The organism is Streptomyces sp. NPDC057137, assembly GCF_042670825.1.
Lineage (GTDB): Bacteria > Actinomycetota > Actinomycetes > Streptomycetales > Streptomycetaceae > Streptomyces.
Map to the genome: position 1 here is coordinate 35,748 of NZ_JBHUUW010000046.1, position 20,771 is coordinate 56,518.

Genomic DNA, 20,771 nt, shown 5'->3' on the forward strand with positions numbered 1-20,771 from the left:
CTCTCAGGAGCACGATGTCCGCCGCCGTACCTCCCCGCGTCCTCTATGTCACCGACCTCGCCTACGAGGCCAAGGGCCGCCGCTACTGCGACGAGGACATCCTGTTCTCCTCCCGGCTGCGGCGGGACTTCACCGTCGCCACGTGCCATCCGGCCGACGCCGCCCGCCTCATGGGCGAGTTCGACGGTGTCGTCGTACGCAACAGCGGGCCCGTGATCCACTACCGGGAGCGGTACGAGGCCTTCCGCGACCGGGCGCTGGCCGACGGCGTGCGCGTCTACAACCCGCTGACCGGGCGCGGCGACATGGCGGGCAAGCAGTATCTGGTGGAGCTGAGCGCCGCCGGGCTGCCGGTCATCCCGACCGTCGACAGGGCCGAGGACCTGGGGCGGCTGCCGGACGCCGACGAGTACGTCGTGAAGCCGAAGGACGGGGCGGACTCCATAGGCATGCGGTTCGTGCCGCGCGACCGGCTCGGCGATATCGCGGACCTCGCGAACCTCCGGGACCTGCTCGTGCAGCCGCGTATCCCCTTCTCGTACGAGGTCTCCTTCTACTTCGTCGACCACGACTTCCAGTACGCGCTCCACGCACCCGACCCGGACCGGCGGTGGCAGCTCGTACCGTACGAGGCCAGGGCCGTCGATCTCGACTTCGCGCGGAAGTTCATCGACTGGAACACCCTCGACCACGGCATCCAGCGCGTCGACGCGTGCCGCGCGCCGGACGGGGAGCTGCTGCTGGTGGAGTTGGAGGACCTCAATCCGTTCCTGTCGCTGGAGCTGTTGGACGAGACGGCCCGCGACGCGTTCATCACGCGCACGGCGGTCTCGCTGCGCGCGCTGCTGAGCTGATCTACGGGGCCGGGGGCCGGGAGCCGGACCCGGCATCCGAACCGGACCGTAACGCTGTCCGAACCGGGGACGAGCTGCTGGCCGTCGCACGGGACGCCTTCACCGCCGGGTTCCACGCGGCGGCTCTGGTCAGCGTGGCGTTCGCGCTGGTGACGGCGGTGCTGGTAGCCGTACTGCTGCGGCACATCCCGGCGATCTCGGGGGAGGCGGAGGAGCCGGCGGCTGAGGGGAGGGAGCCGGCGTCGCTCAGGCGTCCTGGACGGGGCTCAGCCGCCAGAGCGACGTGACCTCCGCGGCGCGCGCCGCGTGCAGGGGATCCGTGGTGTCCGACGCCCGGGGATGGCGCGGCTTCGTGTCGGCCCTGTCCACCACACGCAGGCCCGCCGACCCGATGCGCGACAGCAGCTCGTCCCGCGTCCGCAGACCGAGGTGTTCGGCCAGGTCGGAGAGGACGAGCCAGCCCTCACCGCCCGGTTCGAGATGGCTCGCGAGTCCGTCCAGGAAGCCGTGCAGCATGCTGCCGTCCGGGTCGTAGACGCCCATCTCGACCGGGGAGGTAGGCCGCGCGGGGATCCACGGCGGGTTGCAGACGACCAGATCGGCGCGGCCCTGCGGGTACAGGCACGGGCCCACGATCTCGATCTTCTCGGCGAGGCCCAGCGCGCGGACGTTCTCGTCGGCGCAGACGAGGGCGCGCGGGCTGATGTCGGTGGCGACGACGCGGTCGAGTCCGCGCCGCCCTGCCAGGACGGCGGCGAGGACGCCGGTGCCTGTGCCGAGGTCGAAGGCCGTGCGGGGCCCGGCACTTAGCGGCGCTCGCGCGACGAGGTCGACGTACTCCCCTCTGACCGGGGAGAACACGCCGTAATGGGGATGCACGCGCGAGCCGAGCGCCGGCACCTCCACGCCCTTGTCGCGCCACTGCCGCGCGCCGATGATGCCGAGCAGTTCGCTGAGCGCGACCACGCGGACGCCGGACGGCGGACCGTACGCCTCCGCGCACGCCCGGCGGACATCGGGCGCCCTGCGCAGCGCGAGGGAGTGGTCGGCCTCCAGTGTGACGAGCAACTTGCCGAGCACGCGCGCCCGATGGCCACGGGCGCGGCGGTGCGTACGGAACGACTCGGCCGGGGTGGTGGTGGTGCCGGGCCGAGCGGGTTCGCGTTCGACGCGGCGGCTCATCGCGGTCAGCAGCTGCCGCCCGTTGTGGAAATCGCCCCGCCAGAGCAGGGCGGTGCCCTTGCGGGCCAGTCGATAGGCGGTGTCGGCCGTCATCCGGTCGTCGGCGACGACGACTCGCTCCGGCGTCGGCGACTCGCTCTCGGAGTGCCAGTCGGCGGTGCGGTCGGTGCGGTCGGACCTGTCGGTCCGGTGGCCTTCGGTCCAGCTGATCGTGGGCATCACAGACTCCTCGTGATCGAACGTGCGGGGGCACGAAGAGCACTTCGACGAGGAGCGTGAGAAACGGCCGGTACCGCGTGCTACGGCACAGGCGCGAATGAGAGGGCAGGTGGTGGGGCCGGTCTACCGCTCCCGCGTCGAAGCGCGAGAGGAGATGTCGCCGAGAACCATGCCGAGTGTCACGATCAGCCCTTTCGGAGAGATGACATCGGAGAGTCGCACAGTCTCTCCCCGCCCGGCAAACCCGGCTTGTCCGGTGTTGGCCGCCCTTGGCGTCGACGCCAAGGGCGCAGCCGTGCCTCAGAGGCCTGATCCGCCGCTGACGTCGATGTTCTGGCCGGTCACCCACCGCGCGTCGGGGCCCGCGAGGAAGGCGACGACGTCCGCGACGTCGGCCGGCTGCCCGACGCGGTCGAAGACGGAGAACGCGGCGGCGTGCGCCCTGGCGGCCGGGTCGGCCGGCCAGGGGTGGATGTCGGTCTCGACGGTGCCGGGCGAGACGGCCGCCGGGCTGGTGACGCTGGGGCTGATCGCGGCCACCGACAGCGCCTGGTGGCTGATCGCGCTCGCGCTGTTCGTCTACGGCGTCGGCGTCGGGTTCGCGACGGCGCAGGTCACCAACGTCGTTCTCGTCGACGTGCCCGCCGAGAGCGCCGGCCAGGGGTCGGGCATTCGGCCCGCGGCGCGTGAACTCGGCTCGGCGCTCGGTATCGCCGTACTCACCACGCTGTTCCTCAGCACACTCAACTCCGGTCTGCGGGACCGTCTCGCGGACCTGGGGATCGAGGAGGACGAGGCGGCGGGGGTGGCGGACGCCGCGCGCGAGGCGATGACGAGCGGGCTGGCGATCTGCGGCTACGTCTGTGCCGCGCTGCTCGTGCCGGCGCTCGCGGCCACCGTGTTCGTCGCGCCGAGGGACGCCGAACCGTCCCGGCCGGGGGAGGCGAAGGGGCGGGAGCCGGCTCCTCGCTGAGCGCCGCACGTCGCGTTACGGGGGCGTTTCCCGTAACCTCGGCGAATTTGTTCAGTCACACAACAGTGTCCGAAACGTGGGCAGTTGCCGGTGCCCTGCGCCGCGAGATCGTTCTTGGAACGCGGCAGGCCAAGGCCGGTCTACGCGGGGCAAGTTCGGTCTCGCGCGCGTACGGGGGAGGCCGCCGGGATGGCCTGAGTCAATTTTGACACGACCTTGACAAATTAATTCGGCGTTGCCAGCATGCAACTCGCTCGGACTGTGGACATGGCTCCCGGGCGAACACACGACGTCCTCCAGAACCCCCCACGACGAACCCCCCGCACCACCGCACCACCGCACCGCCCCCACCGCTCGGCTGCAAAGCGCGACGGCGCGCGCCTTGCCTGACACACCCCACCTCTGGTCAGGAAGGAAATTTCATGTCACGACGCCCACCAGCGTGGTCCAGAATTTTCGCGGCGCTCGCCCTCGTACTCTCCGCCGGTCTCACCGCCGCCCCCGCGGCCGTGGCCCACCCCGGTCACCCGGAGCACGAGGCCGCCGAGATCCCGGCAGCGGACTACCAGCAGGTGCAACTCGCCCTCGGTGGTTCCGAACTGGGCGAGGCCATGTCGCTGGCCGTCCTGCCCGACCGCTCGGTCGTGCACACCGCGAGGGACGGCACAGTCCGCCTCACGGACGCCGCCGGCAACACCAAGACGTCGGGCAAGCTCGATGTCTACACGCACGACGAGGAAGGTCTCCAGGGAGTCGCGGCAGACCCGAACTTCGCGACCAACCGGTACCTGTACCTCTACTACTCGCCCAAGCTCAACACCCCTGGCGGCGACGCCCCGGTGACCGGCAGCGCGGCCGACTTCGAGCCGTGGAAGGGGCACCTGAACCTCTCCCGCTTCACGCTCAAGGCCGACGGCACCCTCGACGCCGCGAGCGAGAAGGTCGTGCTCGAAGTCCCCAACGACCGTGGCCAGTGCTGCCACGTCGGCGGTGACATCGACTTCGACGCGCAGGGCAACCTCTACCTGACGACGGGCGACGACACGAACCCGTTCGAGTCCGCCGGTTACTCACCGATCGACGAACGCGCCAACCGCAACCCGCAGTTCGACGCCCAGCGCTCCTCGGGCAACACCAACGACCTGCGCGGCAAGGTGCTCCGTATCAAGCCCACGGCCGACGGCGGCTACACCGTCCCGTCCGGCAACCTCTTCGCCGCGGGTACGGCCCAGACGCGCCCCGAGATCTACGCGATGGGCTTCCGCAACCCGTTCCGGATGTCCGTCGACAAGTCGACCGGCATCGTCTACCTCGGTGACTACGGCCCCGACTCCGGCGGTACCAGCGCCGATCGCGGCCCCAGCGGCCAGGTCGAGTTCAACCGCATCACCGAGGCCGGCAACTTCGGCTGGCCGTACTGCACCGGCACCAACACCACCACCGAGACGTACGGCGAGTGGGCGTTCCCGGACGGACCCTCCGCGGGCAAGTACGACTGCGCGGGCGGCCCCACCAACAACTCCCTCCACAACACCGGCCAGAGCAAGCTCCCGCCGGCCAAGGCCGCCTGGATCCGCTACTCCGGTGACGCGGGCTCCCCGCCCGAGTTCGGCAGCGGCTCCGAGTCGCCCATGGGCGGTCCCGTCTACAACTACGACGCGGGTCTCGACTCCGCCGTGAAGTTCCCCGAGTCCCTCGACGGCCGCTTCTTCGCCGGTGAGTACGGCCGCAAGTGGATCAAGGCCATCGAGGTCAAGGCGGACGGTTCCCCCGGCGTCATCGAGAACTTCCCATGGACCGGTACCCAGGTCATGGACCAGGCCTTCGGCCCCGACGGCGCGCTGTACGTCCTCGACTACGGCACCGGCTCCAACAACCAGGCGCTGTACCGCGTCGAGTACCTGGCCGGCAGCAACCGCAGCCCGGTCGCCAAGGCCGTCGCCGACAAGACATCAGGCCCGACACCGCTCGCGGTCGCCTTCTCGTCCGCCGGAAGCGCCGACCCCGAGGGCGGAGCGCTCAGCTACGCCTGGGACTTCGGTGACGGTACGAAGTCCACCGACGCCAACCCGAGCCACACCTACACCGAGGCCGGAACGTTCCAGCCGACCCTCACCGTCACCGACCCGGAGGGCCTGACCGGCTCCGCCAGCCTCGTCGTGACCGCCGGCAACAGCGCGCCCACCGTCACCCTGAACACGCCCGCCGACGGCGAGCTGTTCTCCTGGGGCGACAGCGTCCCGTTCACCGTGACGGCCAGTGACCCCGAGGACGGCACCGTCGACTGCACCAAGGTCAAGGTGACGTATCTGCTGGGCCACGACGAGCACCGGCACCAGATCACCTCGAAGAACGGCTGCTCCGGCACCATCGACGTCCCCGTCGACGGTGAGCACGACACCGCCGCCAACATCTACGGGGTCTTCGACGCCGAGTACACCGACGCGGGCGGCCTGACCACGCACAGCGACAGCATCCTCCAGCCCCGGCACCGGCAGGGCGAGCACTTCGGCGCCCAGTCCGGCATCGAGGTGGCGGCCCACGGCAACGCCGAGGGCGGTGCCACGGTCGGCTTCACCGACAACAACGACTGGGTCTCCTTCAAGCCGTACGCGGTGGACAACGCGACCAGCGTCTCGGCGCGCGTCGCCTCCGGCGGCGTCGGCGGCACGCTCGAAGTACGGGCGGGCTCCGCGACCGGCACGCTGCTCAGCACGTTGACCGTCGCCCCGACCGGCGGCTGGGAGAACTTCGTCGACGTCACGGGGAACATCACAGGCGCCCCCGCCGGGACAACCGAGTTGTTCCTCGTCTTCAAGGGCGCGACCGGCCAGGGCAACCTCTTCGACCTGGACGCCTTCACCTTCTCCACCGGTGCGGCGGCCAAGGCGGCCAAGGGAGTTGAGCGATGAGAGGTCATATCGCCCGGCGTATGCGGCACATGTCCTGCGTGCTGGCCGTCGCGCTCGGGGCCGCGTTCCTGGCACCCACCGGAGCGTCCGCGGAGGCCGCGGCCGATCCGTACGAGGTGCTCGTCTTCTCCAAGACGGCCGGATTCAGGCACGATTCGATCCCGGTCGGCATCCAGACGATCCAAGCGCTGGGCGCGGACAACGAGTTCACGGTCACGGCGACCGAGGACAGCGGCGCCTTCACCACGGCCAACCTCGCGAACTACGAGGCGGTGGTCTTCCTCAGCACGACCGGTGACGTGCTCAACGACGCGCAGCAGACGGCGCTGAAGTCGTACGTCGACGGGGGCGGCGGCTATGTCGGCGTCCACGCGGCGGCCGACACCGAGTACGAGTGGCCGGCGTACGAGGGCCTGGTCGGCGCCTGGTTCAAGAGCCACCCGGCGATCCAGCAGGCGACGGTCAAGAACGAGGACCGGACGAACCCGGCCACCTCGCACCTCGACCCGACCTGGTCCAGGACCGACGAGTGGTACAACTACCGCACCAATCCGCGCGGCAGCGTCCATGTGCTCCAGAGCCTGGACGAATCCACCTACAGCGGTGGGGAGATGGGCGGCGACCACCCGATCACCTGGTGCGACGAGCAGGCCGCGGGCCGGTCGTTCTACACCGGGCTCGGCCACACCCAGGAGTCGTACGCCGATCCCGACTTCCGGCAGGTGCTGCTGGGCGGGATCCAGTACGCGGCCGGCGCGGTCGAGGCCGACTGCTCATCGGACGGCGGCGAGGACCCGGGTCCGCAGCCGACGGCCGTGGAGGGGGAGTCGTACACCTCCGGCTCGGGCGTGGAGCGCGCGAACCACGGCTCGGCCAGCGGCGGCCAGACGCTCGGCCATATCGAGAACGGTGACTGGGCCGGGTACTCGCAGGTCGGCACCGCCGGTGCCACGAAGTTCACCGCCGACGTCTCGTCGGCGGGCGCGGGCGGCACCGTCGAGATCCGGAGCGGCTCCGCCACCGGCACCCTGCTCGGCTCGGTCGACGTCGCTCCGACGGGCAGCTGGGAGACCTTCACCGAGGTCTCCACCACGCTGACCGCCACCGGGACGGGCGCGCTGTTCCTGCGCTTCACCGGGGGAGCGGGCGCGCTGTTCGACATCGACAGCTTCACTCTCTCCGGCGCGGCCGAGGACCCCAAGGCCGCCACCTCGGAGAACGTGCACCTCTTCTACTACCCCTGGTACGGCAGCCCCGAGGTCAACGGCAGCTGGCGGCACTGGCAGCAGGGCGGCCAGAACCCGCCCGAGGACGTCGGCGCCGACCTCTACCCCAAGCTCGGCGCGTACGACTCCGGTGACTTCACCGGCGCCGTCGAGGAACACATGAAGTGGATCAAGCAGTCGGGCGCCAATGTCCTGGTCTACAGCTGGTGGGGCCAGGGCAGTTACGAGGACGGCCTGGTCGACGGAGTGATGGACGCGGCCCAGCGCCACGGCATCAAGGTCGCCTGGCACCTGGAGCCGTACAGCGGTCGCAACGGTGCGTCCACGGTGGACGACATCAACTACATCAACGAGAACTACGGCGACCACCCGGCGTACTTCCGGGACGCGGAGCGCAACAACAGCAACGCGTTCTACGTCTTCCAGAGCCTCGACGTGCCCGACTGGTCGGCCCTGGACCAGGTGACCGACAACAACATCGTCCTGGCCCAGACCACCGACACGTCGAAGATCGCGCACTTCAACGGCATCTACACCTACGACGGTATCGCCGGCGCCACCGCTCCCGGCTGGAAGAACGCCGGGGACTACGCGGCGGCGAACGATCTGGTCTGGGCGCCCTCGGTGGCCCCCGGCTACATCGACGACCGCGCCGTACCCGGCAACACCACGCCCACCCTGGGCAGGGACAACGGCGCCGCGTACGACAAGCAGTGGAACAACGCGCTGGACCCGGCCATCGGCGGATCACCCACCTGGGTCTCCGTCACGTCCTTCAACGAATGGCACGAGGGAAGCTCGATCGAACCCGCGTCGAGCAACCCGCCGGCCGGTCACGGCTACCAGACCTTCTCGGGCGCGTACGGGAAGACCGGGGCCGACGCCGAGACGGCGTATCTTGACCGCACGCAGTACTGGGTGAACCAGTTCGAGGCGGCGCGAGCGGCCAAGCTGCGGTGAGAGCGGCCCGTGCCGGGTGCCAGACACCCCCGGTCCGGGCGATGAGGCAGCGGGCCCGGTACGGCGAACCTGCCGTGCCGGGCCTTCTGTTGTCGGCGTGCCGGGCTACCGCTCGGCCTCCCACACGACGGGCGCTGATTCGGTGCCGTCGCCGTCGCCGTCGTCCCTGACCACCAGCCGCACGCCGTCCCGGCCGCCCGGCAGCCGCGCCGTCGCGTCGACCTCCACCTCGATCGACGTCACGCCCGCCCGCCGGTGCGCGGCGGCCAGCGCGCCGCGCAGCGCCGCCAGCAGCCCGGCGTGCAGCGAATCCCCTACGAGGGTGTCGACCGGCCCCGTGAAGTGCACGGACGGCTGGAACCCGAGGAGGGCCGCCGCCCCCGCCGTCTCACGCAGCACCTTGCCGCGCAGGCTCGCCGGGGCGTCGGCGGGAGGCTGCTGGAGGGCGAAGATCGTGGTCCGCACCTCCTGGATGGTGGAGTCCAGCTCGTCCACGGCGTGGCCGAGCAGATCGGCCAGCTCCCCCTCGCCGGTGCGCCGCCGGGTCGACTCCAGCATCATCTCGGTGGCGAACAGCCGCTGCACGACCAGATCGTGCAGGTCGCGGGCGATCCGGTCGCGGTCCTCGAAGACCGCCAGCCGCTCGCGGTTGTGCTGCGCGTCGGCCAGCACCAGCGCGAGCGCGGCCTGGGAGGCGAACTGCGTGGCCAGCAGCCGGTCCACGGAGGTGTACGGGCGGCCGCCGCGCTTGCGCGGCAGGGCGAGCGTGCCGATCAGCCGGCCGCCGCTCTGGAGCGGCAGCATCATGCTGGGCCCGAAGCGGGACCGTACGTGGGTGGTCATCCGGGGGTCGGTCGCCGAGTCGTCGATGTAGACGGGTTCGCCGCCGAGGAGCTGGATGAGTACGGGCGAGCCGGGGGCGATGTTCGTACCGACGATGTCGCCGGGGTCGTCCAGCGCGGAGGCGGCGACGATCTCCATGCCGCCCTCGTCGGTGGGCTGGAGCACCACCCCGGCGGCGGCGCCGGCCAGGATCCGCGCGGACTTCGCGAGGGTCGTCAGCGCGTCCGCCGCGGTCTCGCCGGTGAGCAGCGCGGTCGTGACGGCGGCGGCGCCCTCGATCCACCGCGCGCGCTGGCGGGCGGTCCCGTACAGGCGCGCGTTGCCGATCGCGATCCCGGCCTGCGAGGCGAGCACACGCAGCAGGGCGAGGTCCTCCTCGGTGAAGGGGCCGTGCCGCTTCCGGGCCAGGCAGAGATGACCGAGCACGTCGTTGTTGACACGGACGGGGACGCCGAGGCTGAGGGTGCTGCCGGGGTGCCCGAGGAGTCCGGTGTGCCCGGTGGGAAGCCGAGTGATCCGCCGGCGCTCGTCCTCGCTGAGCCCGACGGAGAACAACTCGGCGATACGGCTCCGCCCCCGGCCGTGCGCGGGCCCGGCGAGCGCGAGCGCGCCGTAACGCGCGCCGGTGAGATCGGCGGCGCTGTCGACGACGTGCTGAAGCGTGGAGGCCAACTCGACCTCGGTCCCGACGTTGAGGACGGCGTCGAGCAGCATGGGCAACCGGGGCGTGCCTCCGGGGCGGCTGCTCGGGGGGTCCGCGGCGCGTCGGGAGCCTGACCGGTCCGGGTCGTACGGGCTGTCGTCCCGCCCGCCCTGCCCGTCCGGGTCCCGGGCGTCCCGCCGGTCACCGGCCTCCCTGTCCTCCCGCCGCCGGTCGGCGTGCCCGCCCCCGGCGGCTCCGTCCTCCCCGCCCGTCGTCACGTCACTCGGCGTGCGCCAGCGGGTTGAGTACCAGCGGCTGGATCTTGCCGTCCAGCATCGCCCCCAGCCCGAGGATCGCGCACACGTCGGGCCGCTCGGCGATGTGTACCGGCATGCCCGTCGCGTCGCGCAGCATCTGGTCCAGGCCGGGCAGCAGCGCGCTGCCGCCGACCATCATGATGCCGGTGTCGGCGAGGTCGGCCACCAGGTCCGGCGGGCAGTCGCGCAGTACCTTGCCGATGCCGTCGAGCACCGCGGTGAGCGGCGTGTGGATGGCCTGCCGTACGGCGGCGGTGTCCACGAAGACCGACCGGGCCAGCCCCGTCGCCACGTCACGGCCGTGGATCTCCGTCGAGGTGGGGCCGTCCGGTGTGATGCCGTTGCCGCGCAGCGCCAGCTGGAGCGGTCGGACGGACTGGCTCGGCAGCATCAACTCGTGCTGGTGGCGCAGATGCTGGATGACCGCGTGGTCGATGGCGTTGCCGCCGACGGGGATCCGCTGGGCCGTCACGATCGAACCGAGCGACAGGACCGCGACCTGGGTGGTCGCCGCGCCGCACACCATGATCATGGTGGCGGTCGGCTTCTCCACGGGCAGCCCGCAGCCCACGGCCGCGGCGATGAGCGTGTCGACCAGCTCCACCCGGCGGGCCCCGAGACCGACCAGGGTCTCGACCGCCGCGCGCTGGGCGAGCGGGTCGCTGTCGTGGGGGGTGCAGGCCGCCGCGCGTAGCCGCGGCTTTCTGCGGAGCTGGCGGCGGAGCTTCTCACCGAGGAGATGGCGGAGCATCCGCTGGGCCATCTCGATGTCCACGACGGTGCCGCCGGTCACGGGGCGGGCGACGCGGATGTAGTCCGGCGTACGGCCCGTCATCTGCTCGGCCAGGGCGCCGACGGCGATGAGCGCGCCGGTGCGGGTGTTCACTGCGGCGACGCTCGGCTCGTCCACGACGAGCCCGGATCCCTTCACAAAGACCCGGGTCCTGGCGGCCCCGAGGTCGACGGCGACATGGCAACGGCGCAACTGCTCAAGGCTGACGGTCACGGCGGGTTCTTCTCCCGGGAGCGCTGAGGTGGGTCACCGGCGGGCCGCCGGTCCTCTTCGCATCGTGGGCGCCCGAGGGGCGGTGCGCGCGCTGGGATGCGCCGGTCGGGGGTACGGAGCTGACGCCACGCCAGGGAACGGGCCCTGACGCGCCGCCAGGAACGACCCGCACGACCCGCCCCGCCTACGACCTGCCTCGCGCCGGCGACCAACGCTGCAGCAGACCCCAGGTGAACTCCGCGACGCACGGCCCCGTCCCCGGCGCGTCGAACGCGAGACCCCAGCGGCTCGGCGCCGTACCCTCCATCGGTCTGGCGGGGGCGAACGCGCGGGCGACCTCGTCGACCGTGCAGGACCAGGGGCGCAGATCGTCCGCCGTACGCAGCTCGGGGCCCGGTTCGCCCGGCGCCCGTACCAGCCACTCGTTCCACACGCCGCCGCCCGGCGCCGCCGTGACCTCGAAGCGGAGCGTGGGCCAGAGCGGGACGGGCCACAGCAGCACCTCGCACGCCAGATCGCCGACCTGCCGGGGGAACGTCGCCTCCGGCGCGCCCAGCACCGAGCGGTAGCGCGACAGCGTGCCCCGGGCGCGGGGGGAGCGGACCATGGCCTGCCAGCGCCGGTTGGCCTCCCGCATCTCGGCGAGCGACGCGCCCAGTTCATGCCGGGCGTCCTCGACCAACTCACCCTGGTGGTCGGCCATTCGGCGCAGCAGTACGAGCTGGAAGTCGCGTGGTCCGAAAGGGCGGGAGGTTCCACCGGCTCCGGCTGATGTCGTGGCATTCATAGCGACATCGTGCACCTTCGGGGCAGGTCGGGCGGCGGATTGGTGGAAGGGCCGATTCCGCACAGGATCTTCACACGACAGGTGCCCGCTCCGGGGTTAGTCGGATTATCTTCAGGGCGCCATGGACTACTGCCATCACTGCCAGCGGCACCTCAACGGCGCCCTGGCGTGCGCCGGGTGCGGTACGCCCGCCGAGGAGCTACGGCTCCACGACCCCGTCCCGCACGAGGCGGAGGTGGTCCTCGCCACGCGCGAACACGATCAGGAGCCTGCCAGGGGCCCGCGCCGGCAGCGTGGTTCCCGTAAGCGCAAGGTGTCCCGTCGTGAGCGCCGTGAGATGCGCGCCGAGCGCGGTGTCCACCGGCGCAAGGGCCGCGCCGTCCTGCTCACCGTGATGGGTCTCGTCCTGGCGGTCGGCGCGCTGAGCCTGGCCGAGCTGGCGCTGGAGTCGTCCGGCGACGACGGCGACGCCACCTCCGTACAGGAGGACCGGGCCATAGAGATCGACGGCGGACCGCCGCCGACCGGCCCGACGAAACCCAAGGATCCGGTCCCGGTGACCGGCACGCCCTCCAAATCCACCGGCTCGCCCGGCCCCGGCGGGGACGGCTCGCCCGACCCCTCGGCGTCGGGGACGGGATCCGGGTCGTCCGACGGCGAGGAGTCCCCGGCACCGACGGACTCGGCCGACCCGGGCGACGGGCCGGACCCGGGCGACTCGCCCGGTCCTACGGGCTCCATCCGTCCCCCGGCCGACCCGAGCACTCCCGGCCGGCCGAATCAGCCCTCGTCGCCGCAGTCCTCCACCTCCTCGGCGCCCCCGGCGGAGGATGATGACGACGACGGCTGCGTCCTGTTGATCTTCTGCTTCTGAGGGCAGGGCAGGGCAGGGCAGGGCAGGGCGCGGCGGTCACTGCCCGGCGTCGGCCCCCAGCATCCGCTTCAGCAGATCCCGCAGCACCGTCCGCTCGGCCACCGAGAGGTCCGCCAGCGGTTCCCGCGCGAAGTTCAGCCCGTCCCGCAGCTGACGCGCCGTGCTCCGCCCCTTCTCCGTGGGCGCCGCGAGCTTCACCCGCCGGTCGGAGGGGTCGGGGCGGCGCTCCACCAGGCCGCGCGACTCCAGCCGGTCCACGATCCCCGTGACGTTCGACGGCTCGCATTTCAGTTTCTGTGCGATCCGGCGCATGGGCATGGGTTGAATGGAGAGCAGCCCCAGTACCCGTGCCTGCGCGCCCGTGAGGGAGTGCTCCGCCGCCGCGTGGTCGTACTCCTCGTAGTAGCGCGCCACGACCGTGCCGATGAGTTCGACGACTTCGAGGGTCAAGGGGTCCGTGTGCTCAGCCATACGCAGCAGAGTACCCGTTTACTTGACAACATGAAATATCGAGGGGCATGGTTGTTTCAGGTAGTGAAGCTTTAGTCGAGGAGGCACCGCACCCATGACCGTTCTTCCCGCGTCCGGCCGCGAATGGCATCTTGTCGCCCGCCCGCACGGCTGGCCGAAGCCCGAGGACTTCGCCCTGCGCGAGGCCCCCGTGGCCGAGCCGGGCGAGGGCCGGGTCCTCGTCCGCAACAAGCACTTCTCGGTCGACCCGTACATGCGCGGCCGGATGAACGACGTGAAGTCGTACACCCCGCCGTACCAGCTCGACCACCCCATGGACGGCGCCGCCGTCGGTGAGGTCGTCGCCTCGAACGCCGAAGGCTTCGCGGTCGGCGACCATGTGCTGCACGGGCTCGGCTGGCGGGAGTACGCGCAGGTGCCGGCCAAGTACGCCACGAAGATCGACGCCTCGCTCGCGCCGCTCAGCGCCTACCTCGGCGTCCTCGGTATGACGGGCCTCACCGCCTACGCCGGGCTCTTCGAGACCGCCTCCTTCAAGGAGGGCGACGCCGTGTTCGTCTCCGGCGCAGCCGGCGCCGTCGGCAACCAGGTGGGCCAACTGGCCCGCATCAAGGGCGCGTCGCGGGTCATCGGGTCGGCGGGATCCGACGAGAAGGTCAAGCTTCTTACGGAGGAGTACGGCTTCGACGCCGCCTTCAACTACAAGAGCGGCGGCTCGGTCAAGGAGCAGCTCAAGCAGGCCGCGCCCGACGGCATCGACGTCTACTTCGACAACGTCGGGGGAGAGCACCTCGAAGCCGCGCTCTCCTCGTTCAACCTGCACGGCCGCGCCACCATCTGCGGAATGATCTCGCAGTACAACAGCACCGAGTCCACCCCCGCCCCGCACAACCTCGCGCTGGTCATCGGCAAGCGGCTGCGCCTCCAGGGCATGCTCGTCAACGATCACCGCGCCCTCATGCCGCAGTTCGTCAAGGACGTCTCCGGCTGGCTCGCCTCGGGCGAGCTCAAGTACCAGGAGACGTCGGTCGAAGGTATCGAGAAGGGCTACGACGCCTTCCTCGGGCTGCTCCGGGGCGAGAACACCGGAAAGATGATCGTCACCCTCGACTGATCGTCACCCTCAACCGACCGCCGTCCGACCCACGGCGACCGACCCTCAGCCGTTAGGCTCGTGCCAGGCCGTCGTGGTCCGTGGGCGCGAGCCGCGACGTACAAAGAAGAAGGAACCCCGAATGACCATCCAGAAGATCGACTCCCTCTACACCGCCGTCGCCACCGCGGAGAACGGCCGTGACGGCCGCGTCTCCTCGGACGACGGCCAGCTCGACGTCGTCGTCAACCCGCCCAAGTCGATGGGTGGCAGCGGCGCCGGTACGAACCCGGAGCAGCTTTTCGCCGCCGGTTACAGCGCCTGCTTCCAGAGTGCGCTCGGCGTCGTGGCCCGTAAGGAGAAGGCTGACATCTCCGGCTCGACCGTGACCGCCAAGGTCAGCATCGGCAAGACCGAGGCCGGCGGCTTCGGACTTGAGGTCGAGCTGGAAGCGTCCATCCCGAACGTGGACGCGGCCACCGCGAAGGACCTGCTGGAGAAGGCGCACCAGGTGTGCCCCTACTCCAACGCCACACGCGGCAACATCAAGGTCGAGCTGTCCGTCGTCTGACGGACCGTCCGGCCGTCGGCCGTCCAACCGGCCGATCGCACGACTGACCGTACGGCCGCTCCATAGCCACGCGAAGGGCCGCACCCCCACGAGCGGGGTGCGGCCCTTCGTGCGCGCGCCTCCTACGGAAGCCGGTTCAGCAGCGCCCTGCCCACCTGGGCGAACGAGCCCTTCGGGTGGTCGCGGAACAGCGGCTCGGTGCCGAACAGCGTGACCGGCGCCCCGGCCGCCGACGTACCGCTCACGATCGCCGCCTGTCCTGCCGCGGCCTGCGGACCGCCCGTGCCGTCCTCATTCGCGCGCCAGTGGCCCGAGACGAGCGGGTTGCCGCCGCCGTACGACTGCTCCGTACGCACGCCCTTGCCGAGCGCGGTGTACCAGATCGGCGAGTAGACGAACGAGTGCGGCTGCGTGCCACCGGTGATCGGTCCGGGCGTGTTGAGCACCCGCACCACGCCGTTGGCGTTCCCGTTGCCCCGCACCGGCGTTGCCGTCAGCAGCGCGGCCTCGGCGTTGAACGTCGCACCGCCGGAGCCCAGCGCCACCACCGTGGCGCCCCCGGCGAGGAACTCACCGAGCGCCGCGCGGGCGGTCTCGTTGAGCGCCTTGTGGCTCAGCCCCGTCGACACGTACAGCGCGTCGGCCTTCGACCAGTCGAAGCCCGCGTTGGCCGTCGCCGTCGACACGGGCAGCACCTCGAAGCCCATCTCGCGCAGCGCGAACAGCTCGCCCGAGTTGACCGCCGCGGCGACCGTCGTACGACGCAGCGCCGCGACGCCCTTGTCCTTCGTGGCGGTGAAGACGACGCCGTAGCGGTCGGCCAGGATCTCGGCCTTCTTACGGGCCGACGACGGCACGATCGCCGCGCCGTCCGCGGTCCTGCGCACCTTCACGCCCTGCGCGAGCAGGGAGTTGACGGCGGCGAACTCCTTCGGGTCGTCCAGCCGCAGCTTCAGGTCGCCGTTACGGGCCACCGAGCCGACCGGAGAGGCCGCGTTCACCTCGCGCCCGGAGAAGTCCAGCCCGCCCCGCTGGACCTTGGTGACGTTCGCACCCCACAGCAGCCCGAGGCTCCAGCCCGAGATGTCGTACATCGACGACACGTCGGCGCTGATGTCCCGGCCCTCGTCCAGGATGACGTTGGCGATACCGCGCTTGGCCTGCTCCATGTCGACCACGTACGAACCGGCAGGGTAGCTACGGCCGGCCACCTTGAAGCTCTTACGGGCCTGCTCGACCTTCACGTCGTTGGCTATGAGGTGGTCGACGAGCCGGGCGGCGGCCGAGGCCGACCGCTGGCCGTCGCCGGCCGGGATCACGTACGCGCGCGGGAAGTCGGTCGTGTAGATGTCCTCCGGACCGATGCCGGGCACACCGGGCACCGTCTCCTCGGAGATGACCCGCTGCTTCTCGCCCGCCACACCGCGCCGGAACGTCTCGATCTGGTCGGCGATCAGGGTCTTGCGGTTGTCCAGCGCGAAGTCGAGCGTGGAGCGCATCGCGGCGCCCGCGACGTCCGTGTTGATCGCGGACCTGCGGCGCAACTCCTCGACGGGCAGGGTGTTGTAGTCGTTGTTGTTGACCCGCATCGGGATCTCGATGGTGTGCGAGGCGACCGCGCCCTGGAACGCCATGTACTGCGGGGTGAAGATCGGCGGCCAGTCGTCCCAGCCCTCCTCCTGGTCCCGGAAGGGGATGACGGGCGGCTCGACGCCGTCCTTCTCGGACGTGTAGCCGAGGTCGTTGACCGCCTCCTCCATACCGAGGGCGTTGGCGTAGGAATTCTTGAGGAACAGGTCGTACTCGTAGTTCTCGCCGTGCGGCGGCGTCGTCGGCTCGATCAGCGTGCCGTTGACGTACCCGTGCAGATCGAGCATGACCGCCGGCTGCTTGTCGACGGCTATCTGCCGGATCGCGCGCGCCTCCGGCTGCGAGGCGGTGATGAAGTCGCGGTTGAGGTCGATACCGTTGCCGTTGGCACGGGTTCCGGCTATCCGGCCGTCCGGGTTGGCCGTGACGTTGAGATGGATCCGGCTCGTGGCCAGCAGCTTCTTCGTACGGCTGTCCTTGGCCTTCGCCAGCTCCTCGATGAGCTTCAGGGCCGCGTCGGTGCCCTCCCACTCATTGCCGTGGATGTTGTTGTTGATGAAGACGGGAGTCTTGTAACTCTCCTTGATGCGCTTGTCCTTGGCGGCCGACGCGGGGGAGTTCTCGATGCGCTCGCGCATCCGCTCCTGCTCGGCGGCCTCCTTCGCGCTCTCCGGGGCCGTGACCGTCACGAGATACAGGTCGTGCCCGCCGGCCGACCGGCCGGTGACCTCGACACTGACCCGATTGCCCAGCTCCTGAAGGGCGTTGAGACGCGGAGCGAGCGCGTGGTACGGCGCCAGGCCCAGCTTGATGGCCTTGTCGGCCGGGTTCTCGGGCAGCGTGTCGAGGACGTTCCGGCGCGGGTAGCCGCCGTCCTTGCGCAGACCGAGGGAGGTCTTGCCCACCGAGGAGAGCGCGGCGGCACCGGCCGAGGGCAGTGCGGACGAGGCCACGCGGCTGTCCGTGGTGCCGCCCTCCCGTACCGGGTGCGACGAGCGGTCACCGTCGGCGCCGGGGGCGGCGAGCGCGGGCAGCGGCGCGAGCATCAGGGCGGCGGTGGCCGTGGCGGTGGCGAGCAGAACGGGTCTGGGCATCCCCATGCGGATGTACCTCCGGGTCGTGCGGGGGGCGATCGTTCGGTTCAATAGGCAGGTCATACCGGTTGAACGTGTCAACAACAAGGGGTGCTCGGACTCTCATCCGTCCCGCCCGCACCATGGAACCGACCGGGAACCACCCCGAAACAGCCGTGGAACAACCCCGATAGGGTGACGGCATGGGTGATCTCGGTGTGGGCTTCGGCTACTTGGTGAAAGGCCAGCGCTGGGTCGGCGCACACGGCAGATGGCTGGGCTTCGGGCTGCTGCCCGGACTGGTGACCCTCGTGCTGTACGCGGCGGCGCTCGTCGGCCTGCTCTACGGCGCCGACGACCTGACGGCCTGGGCGACGCCCTTCGCCGACGACTGGTCCTCGCTGTGGCAGGGGCTGTTCCGCGGGTTCCTCACCGTGCTGCTCTTCGCGCTCGTGCTGTTCGTCGCCGTGATCACCTTCACCGCCGTGACCCTGCTGGTCGGGCAGCCCTTCTACGAATCGCTGTCCGAGGCCGTGGACCGGTCGGAGGGCGGCGACGTACCGGAGTCGGGTCTGCCGCTCTGGCGCGAACTGTGGATCTCCGCGCGGGACAGCCTGCGGATCCTGGGACGGGTGGTGCTGTACGGCGTCCTGCTCTTCGCCCTCGGTTTCATCCCCGTCGTCGGCCAGACCGTCGTCCCCGTGCTCGGCTTCTGCGTGTCCGGCTTCTTCCTCACGGAGGAACTCACGGCGGTCGCGATGCAGCGACGCGGTATCGAACTCAAGGAACGCCTCCCGCTGTTGCGCCGCCGCCGGCTGCTCACCGTGGGCTTCGGGGTCCCGCTGACGCTCGCCTTCCTGGTGCCGTTCGTCGCGGTGTTCCTGATGCCGGGCGCGGTGGCGGGAGCGACGCTGATGGCTCGCGACCTGACGGGGGAGGGCGCGGGCACCGGCCCTGCGGACCCGGCGACGCTGCGCTTCAACACGGCGCCGGGGCAGGCCGGTTCGCCCCTCACCGGTGGTACGGCTCCGGCACCCGGCCGCTCCGGCGCGGCGCCCGAGGTCCCGCGCGACTGGTGAACGCGGTCATCGGCCGGGTCGCGCGGCTCACCGGGCGGGCCCGGTGAGCCGCTCCGGTCCCCGCCCTACGACTCCTCCGCCGCCACCCGCACGATGGTGCGAAGCTGCGCCGTGATGTCCTGCCTGTTCTGTACGAAGACCGGATCCGACACCGTCCCGGTCGCCGGGTCGGTGTTGCCCGGCCCGAACTGGAGCACCGGCGTGTGGACATGGCCGCCCGGGATGTCGAGCCCCAGCCGGTCACGCAGCAGCGTCGCCCGGTAGGCGATCTCGTTCGACAGATAGTCCCCGCCGCCACCGGCGCGGGCCGCCGAGCCGGGCGTCGGCCCGTCCGGGCGTACGACGGGGGCGGTGGCGCCCGCCGGGATCTCGGTGACCGACGTGTTGTCGTACACCGGGAAACGCCCCGTGTCGGCCGCCACGATGCCCGCGTAGGGCAGCGTGGTCTTCGTCCACTGGGGCTGGGTGGCCGGGTCCTTCACCGGTACGAGCCCGGTCTCGGACACGTTTTCGTTGTCGCCGAAGCCGCCGCGCCAGGCGCCGTTGTACCGCTCGACGTCGATGCGCCCCACCCGTCCCTGACTGACCGTCACGAAAAGGTCGGCGCGCGGCAGCGCACGGCGCAGGGCGCGTTCGACCGTGCCGTCGGCGAAGTCCCCCCAGCGGACCGGGAACACGGCGGTCTCGACGCGCGCCGGTCCGTCGGCCGTACTGATGACCGTGCCGTCCAGCGCGAGCGCGACCGCCCCGGACGGGTTGCTGATCCGGATGTCCCGGTCCAGCGTGAACGGGTCGAAGCCGGTGACCACGATCCGCTTGACGCCCTTCGCCCGGTCCCGCGCCCGCTCCTTGCCCCGGTCCGTCATCGAGTCCTGGCCGCGCGACGCGCTCTCCAGCCGCTCCAGCAGCCGTACGCCCGCCGCCTCGGAGAGCCCGGACTCCGCGTGCCACGCGCGCAGTTCACGGGTCATGGCCAGCCGCGCCCAGTACAGCGGCCTGTCGTCGTCCCGGCTCAGCTCACCGCCCGCCGGACCCCGCCCCTGCGCGCGGTCCACCGCCCGCTGCCACAGCTGTTCGCCATGCCGTACGGCCGCGCGCTCCGCCTGCGCGTACGAGCCGGCGCCGCGCAGCGACGTCGCGAACGCCGGGGCGACCCCGTCGAAGCCGCTGTCGTCGAGTATCCGCCGGGGCACATCCCCGTCGAGACGCCCCTCCTCGACCGTGACCGCGGGGGCGCCGACGGCGGCCGTGGCCTGTGGGGGAGGCGCCACGGCGACCAGTGCGGCCGATGCGAGCAGTACCAGTCCGAGCCGGCCCTTGTTGCCGGTGGTGCGCACGAGTCTCACGGGAGTCCTTCCGTCGGGTGGCGGAAGTATCACCTCCGGTGCCCGCCACCCGCTACCGCGCCCGCCACCCGCTACCGCTCAGGCCCTTCCGCCCCACCCCGCAGCAGCGTCACGAACGCCCGGAACGCCTCCGGCATGTCCACCGACTCCGGTGCGAGCAGCCACTGGTACTGGAGCCCGTCCATCACGGCCACCAGCAGCGGCGCCGTCTGCTCGGGTGTGAGCCCGCTCGGCAGCCGGTCGCCGAACTCGTCACGCAGCACGCCCGCCATGTTGCCCCGTACCTGCACATAGCGGCGGGTGAAGAACTCCCCGGCGGGGTGACCCTCCGTCACACTCTCGCCGAGCAGCGCCGAGAAGGTCTGCACGATCCCGGGCCGCATCGCGTTGTAGTCGACCATCGACGTCAGCAGCTCCAGCCGCCAGCCGTCCGCGCCCCGGCTGCCGCCCCCGGTGTCCCACTGGTCGCGCTCGTCCATGACGGCGAGGAGCAGCGCCTCCTTCGTGGGGAAGTAGTGGAGCAGTCCCTGCTGGGTGAGGCCCACCCGCTCGGCCACCGCGCCCAACGTCGTGCCGCGGTAGCCGCGTTCGGCGATCTCCTCGATGGTGGCGCGGAGAATCTCCGCCCGCCGCTCCGCGCCTCTGGGCCTCGCCATGCAACCGGGTCCTCTCGCCTCGTACCTGTCCGCTCACCGACCGTTGTCCGGACCGTACACGAGTAACAAACCGATAACGAAGCCTACCCGCCTACA

Annotated in this window: 16 protein-coding genes and 1 pseudogene; 8 read left to right on the plus strand and 9 right to left on the minus strand. The window is 71.1% G+C overall.

Annotated elements, in window-relative coordinates; genetic code table 11:
- The first annotated feature begins 14 nt into the window (after positions 1-14).
- On the plus strand, positions 15-854 hold the full coding sequence (locus tag ACFT9I_RS28770; RefSeq protein ID WP_382568966.1) for a hypothetical protein: 840 nt from the start codon (positions 15-17) through the stop codon (positions 852-854).
- A gap of 246 nt (positions 855-1,100) precedes the next feature.
- Here the strand turns inward: ACFT9I_RS28770 and ACFT9I_RS28775 are convergent, their stop codons facing one another.
- Both ACFT9I_RS28775 and ACFT9I_RS28780 read right to left on the minus strand, forming a co-directional pair.
- Positions 1,101-2,255, minus strand: coding sequence for a methyltransferase (locus ACFT9I_RS28775; protein WP_382568968.1), 1,155 nt, complete (start codon positions 2,253-2,255; stop codon positions 1,101-1,103).
- Positions 2,256-2,555: 300 nt separating this feature from the next.
- Positions 2,556-2,759 (minus strand): annotated as a pseudogene (locus ACFT9I_RS28780) (SDR family oxidoreductase); the annotation flags it as partial.
- 10 nt (positions 2,760-2,769) lie between these two features.
- On the opposite strand from ACFT9I_RS28780, the gene ACFT9I_RS28785 reads away from it, so the two are divergent.
- From ACFT9I_RS28785 to ACFT9I_RS28795, 3 genes are all read left to right on the plus strand, one after another.
- Entirely contained in the window at positions 2,770-3,228 is a 459-nt protein-coding gene (locus ACFT9I_RS28785; RefSeq protein ID WP_382568970.1) for a hypothetical protein, read from the plus strand.
- A gap of 422 nt (positions 3,229-3,650) precedes the next feature.
- Positions 3,651-6,140: a PQQ-dependent sugar dehydrogenase gene (locus ACFT9I_RS28790; RefSeq protein WP_382568972.1), complete on the plus strand. Its 2,490-nt coding sequence runs from the start codon at positions 3,651-3,653 to the stop codon at positions 6,138-6,140.
- Positions 6,137-8,326, plus strand: coding sequence for a ThuA domain-containing protein (locus ACFT9I_RS28795; RefSeq protein WP_382568974.1), 2,190 nt, complete (start codon positions 6,137-6,139; stop codon positions 8,324-8,326). The genes ACFT9I_RS28790 and ACFT9I_RS28795 overlap by 4 nt, the downstream gene beginning before the upstream one ends.
- 105 nt (positions 8,327-8,431) lie before the next feature.
- Here ACFT9I_RS28795 and ACFT9I_RS28800 read toward each other — a convergent pair whose 3' ends face one another.
- From ACFT9I_RS28800 to ACFT9I_RS28810, 3 genes are all read right to left on the minus strand, one after another.
- Positions 8,432-9,883, minus strand: a complete 1,452-nt coding sequence (locus ACFT9I_RS28800) for a GAF domain-containing protein (protein WP_382569004.1) — start codon at positions 9,881-9,883, stop codon at positions 8,432-8,434.
- 208 nt (positions 9,884-10,091) lie between these two features.
- Positions 10,092-11,135, minus strand: coding sequence for a rod shape-determining protein (locus ACFT9I_RS28805; protein ID WP_382568976.1), 1,044 nt, complete (start codon positions 11,133-11,135; stop codon positions 10,092-10,094).
- 184 nt (positions 11,136-11,319) lie between these two features.
- The gene (locus ACFT9I_RS28810; protein WP_382568977.1) at positions 11,320-11,922 is read right to left on the minus strand and encodes a hypothetical protein; all 603 of its coding nucleotides are present in this window, start codon (positions 11,920-11,922) and stop codon (positions 11,320-11,322) included.
- A gap of 121 nt (positions 11,923-12,043) precedes the next feature.
- On the opposite strand from ACFT9I_RS28810, the gene ACFT9I_RS28815 reads away from it, so the two are divergent.
- A complete protein-coding gene (locus ACFT9I_RS28815) occupies positions 12,044-12,796 on the plus strand; it encodes a hypothetical protein (protein ID WP_382568979.1) in 753 nt (250 codons plus the stop codon).
- A gap of 36 nt (positions 12,797-12,832) precedes the next feature.
- Here ACFT9I_RS28815 and ACFT9I_RS28820 read toward each other — a convergent pair whose 3' ends face one another.
- The gene (locus ACFT9I_RS28820) at positions 12,833-13,267 is read right to left on the minus strand and encodes a MarR family winged helix-turn-helix transcriptional regulator (protein ID WP_382568981.1); all 435 of its coding nucleotides are present in this window, start codon (positions 13,265-13,267) and stop codon (positions 12,833-12,835) included.
- Between the two features lie 94 nt (positions 13,268-13,361).
- Here ACFT9I_RS28820 and ACFT9I_RS28825 point away from each other — a divergent pair, with 94 nt between their 5' ends.
- Positions 13,362-14,381 (plus strand): NADP-dependent oxidoreductase, encoded by a 1,020-nt coding sequence (locus ACFT9I_RS28825; RefSeq protein WP_382568983.1) that lies wholly within the window; start codon positions 13,362-13,364, stop codon positions 14,379-14,381.
- A 121-nt stretch (positions 14,382-14,502) separates the two neighbouring features.
- Complete coding sequence (locus ACFT9I_RS28830) at positions 14,503-14,931, plus strand: organic hydroperoxide resistance protein (protein WP_382568985.1); 429 nt, start codon at positions 14,503-14,505, stop codon at positions 14,929-14,931.
- Positions 14,932-15,053: 122 nt separating this feature from the next.
- Here the strand turns inward: ACFT9I_RS28830 and ACFT9I_RS28835 are convergent, their stop codons facing one another.
- The gene (locus tag ACFT9I_RS28835; RefSeq protein WP_382568987.1) at positions 15,054-17,621 is read right to left on the minus strand and encodes a M14 family zinc carboxypeptidase; all 2,568 of its coding nucleotides are present in this window, start codon (positions 17,619-17,621) and stop codon (positions 15,054-15,056) included.
- 176 nt (positions 17,622-17,797) lie between these two features.
- Between ACFT9I_RS28835 and ACFT9I_RS28840 the strand changes: the two genes are divergently transcribed.
- On the plus strand, positions 17,798-18,673 hold the full coding sequence (locus ACFT9I_RS28840) for an EI24 domain-containing protein (protein ID WP_382568989.1): 876 nt from the start codon (positions 17,798-17,800) through the stop codon (positions 18,671-18,673).
- 65 nt (positions 18,674-18,738) lie between these two features.
- Here the strand turns inward: ACFT9I_RS28840 and ACFT9I_RS28845 are convergent, their stop codons facing one another.
- Both ACFT9I_RS28845 and ACFT9I_RS28850 read right to left on the minus strand, forming a co-directional pair.
- Positions 18,739-20,019, minus strand: coding sequence for a pyroglutamyl peptidase (locus tag ACFT9I_RS28845; RefSeq protein WP_382568991.1), 1,281 nt, complete (start codon positions 20,017-20,019; stop codon positions 18,739-18,741).
- Between the two features lie 71 nt (positions 20,020-20,090).
- Entirely contained in the window at positions 20,091-20,675 is a 585-nt protein-coding gene (locus ACFT9I_RS28850; protein ID WP_382568992.1) for a TetR/AcrR family transcriptional regulator, read from the minus strand.
- Positions 20,676-20,771: the final 96 nt, after the last annotated feature.

What these genes read in the sequence shown, in the direction of transcription:
- ACFT9I_RS28770 (WP_382568966.1), top strand. Translation starts at nt 15, where the DNA reads ATGTCCGCCGCCGTACCTCCCCGCGTCCTCTATGTCACCGACCTCGCC.
- ACFT9I_RS28775 (WP_382568968.1), bottom strand. Translation starts at nt 2,255, where the DNA reads ATGCCCACGATCAGCTGGACCGAAGGCCACCGGACCGACAGGTCCGAC.
- ACFT9I_RS28790 (WP_382568972.1), top strand. Translation starts at nt 3,651, where the DNA reads ATGTCACGACGCCCACCAGCGTGGTCCAGAATTTTCGCGGCGCTCGCC.
- ACFT9I_RS28795 (WP_382568974.1), top strand. Translation starts at nt 6,137, where the DNA reads ATGAGAGGTCATATCGCCCGGCGTATGCGGCACATGTCCTGCGTGCTG.
- ACFT9I_RS28800 (WP_382569004.1), bottom strand. Translation starts at nt 9,883, where the DNA reads ATGCTGCTCGACGCCGTCCTCAACGTCGGGACCGAGGTCGAGTTGGCC.
- ACFT9I_RS28810 (WP_382568977.1), bottom strand. Translation starts at nt 11,922, where the DNA reads ATGAATGCCACGACATCAGCCGGAGCCGGTGGAACCTCCCGCCCTTTC.
- ACFT9I_RS28815 (WP_382568979.1), top strand. Translation starts at nt 12,044, where the DNA reads ATGGACTACTGCCATCACTGCCAGCGGCACCTCAACGGCGCCCTGGCG.
- ACFT9I_RS28820 (WP_382568981.1), bottom strand. Translation starts at nt 13,267, where the DNA reads ATGGCTGAGCACACGGACCCCTTGACCCTCGAAGTCGTCGAACTCATC.
- ACFT9I_RS28825 (WP_382568983.1), top strand. Translation starts at nt 13,362, where the DNA reads ATGACCGTTCTTCCCGCGTCCGGCCGCGAATGGCATCTTGTCGCCCGC.
- ACFT9I_RS28830 (WP_382568985.1), top strand. Translation starts at nt 14,503, where the DNA reads ATGACCATCCAGAAGATCGACTCCCTCTACACCGCCGTCGCCACCGCG.
- ACFT9I_RS28835 (WP_382568987.1), bottom strand. Translation starts at nt 17,621, where the DNA reads ATGGGGATGCCCAGACCCGTTCTGCTCGCCACCGCCACGGCCACCGCC.
- ACFT9I_RS28840 (WP_382568989.1), top strand. Translation starts at nt 17,798, where the DNA reads ATGGGTGATCTCGGTGTGGGCTTCGGCTACTTGGTGAAAGGCCAGCGC.
- ACFT9I_RS28850 (WP_382568992.1), bottom strand. Translation starts at nt 20,675, where the DNA reads ATGGCGAGGCCCAGAGGCGCGGAGCGGCGGGCGGAGATTCTCCGCGCC.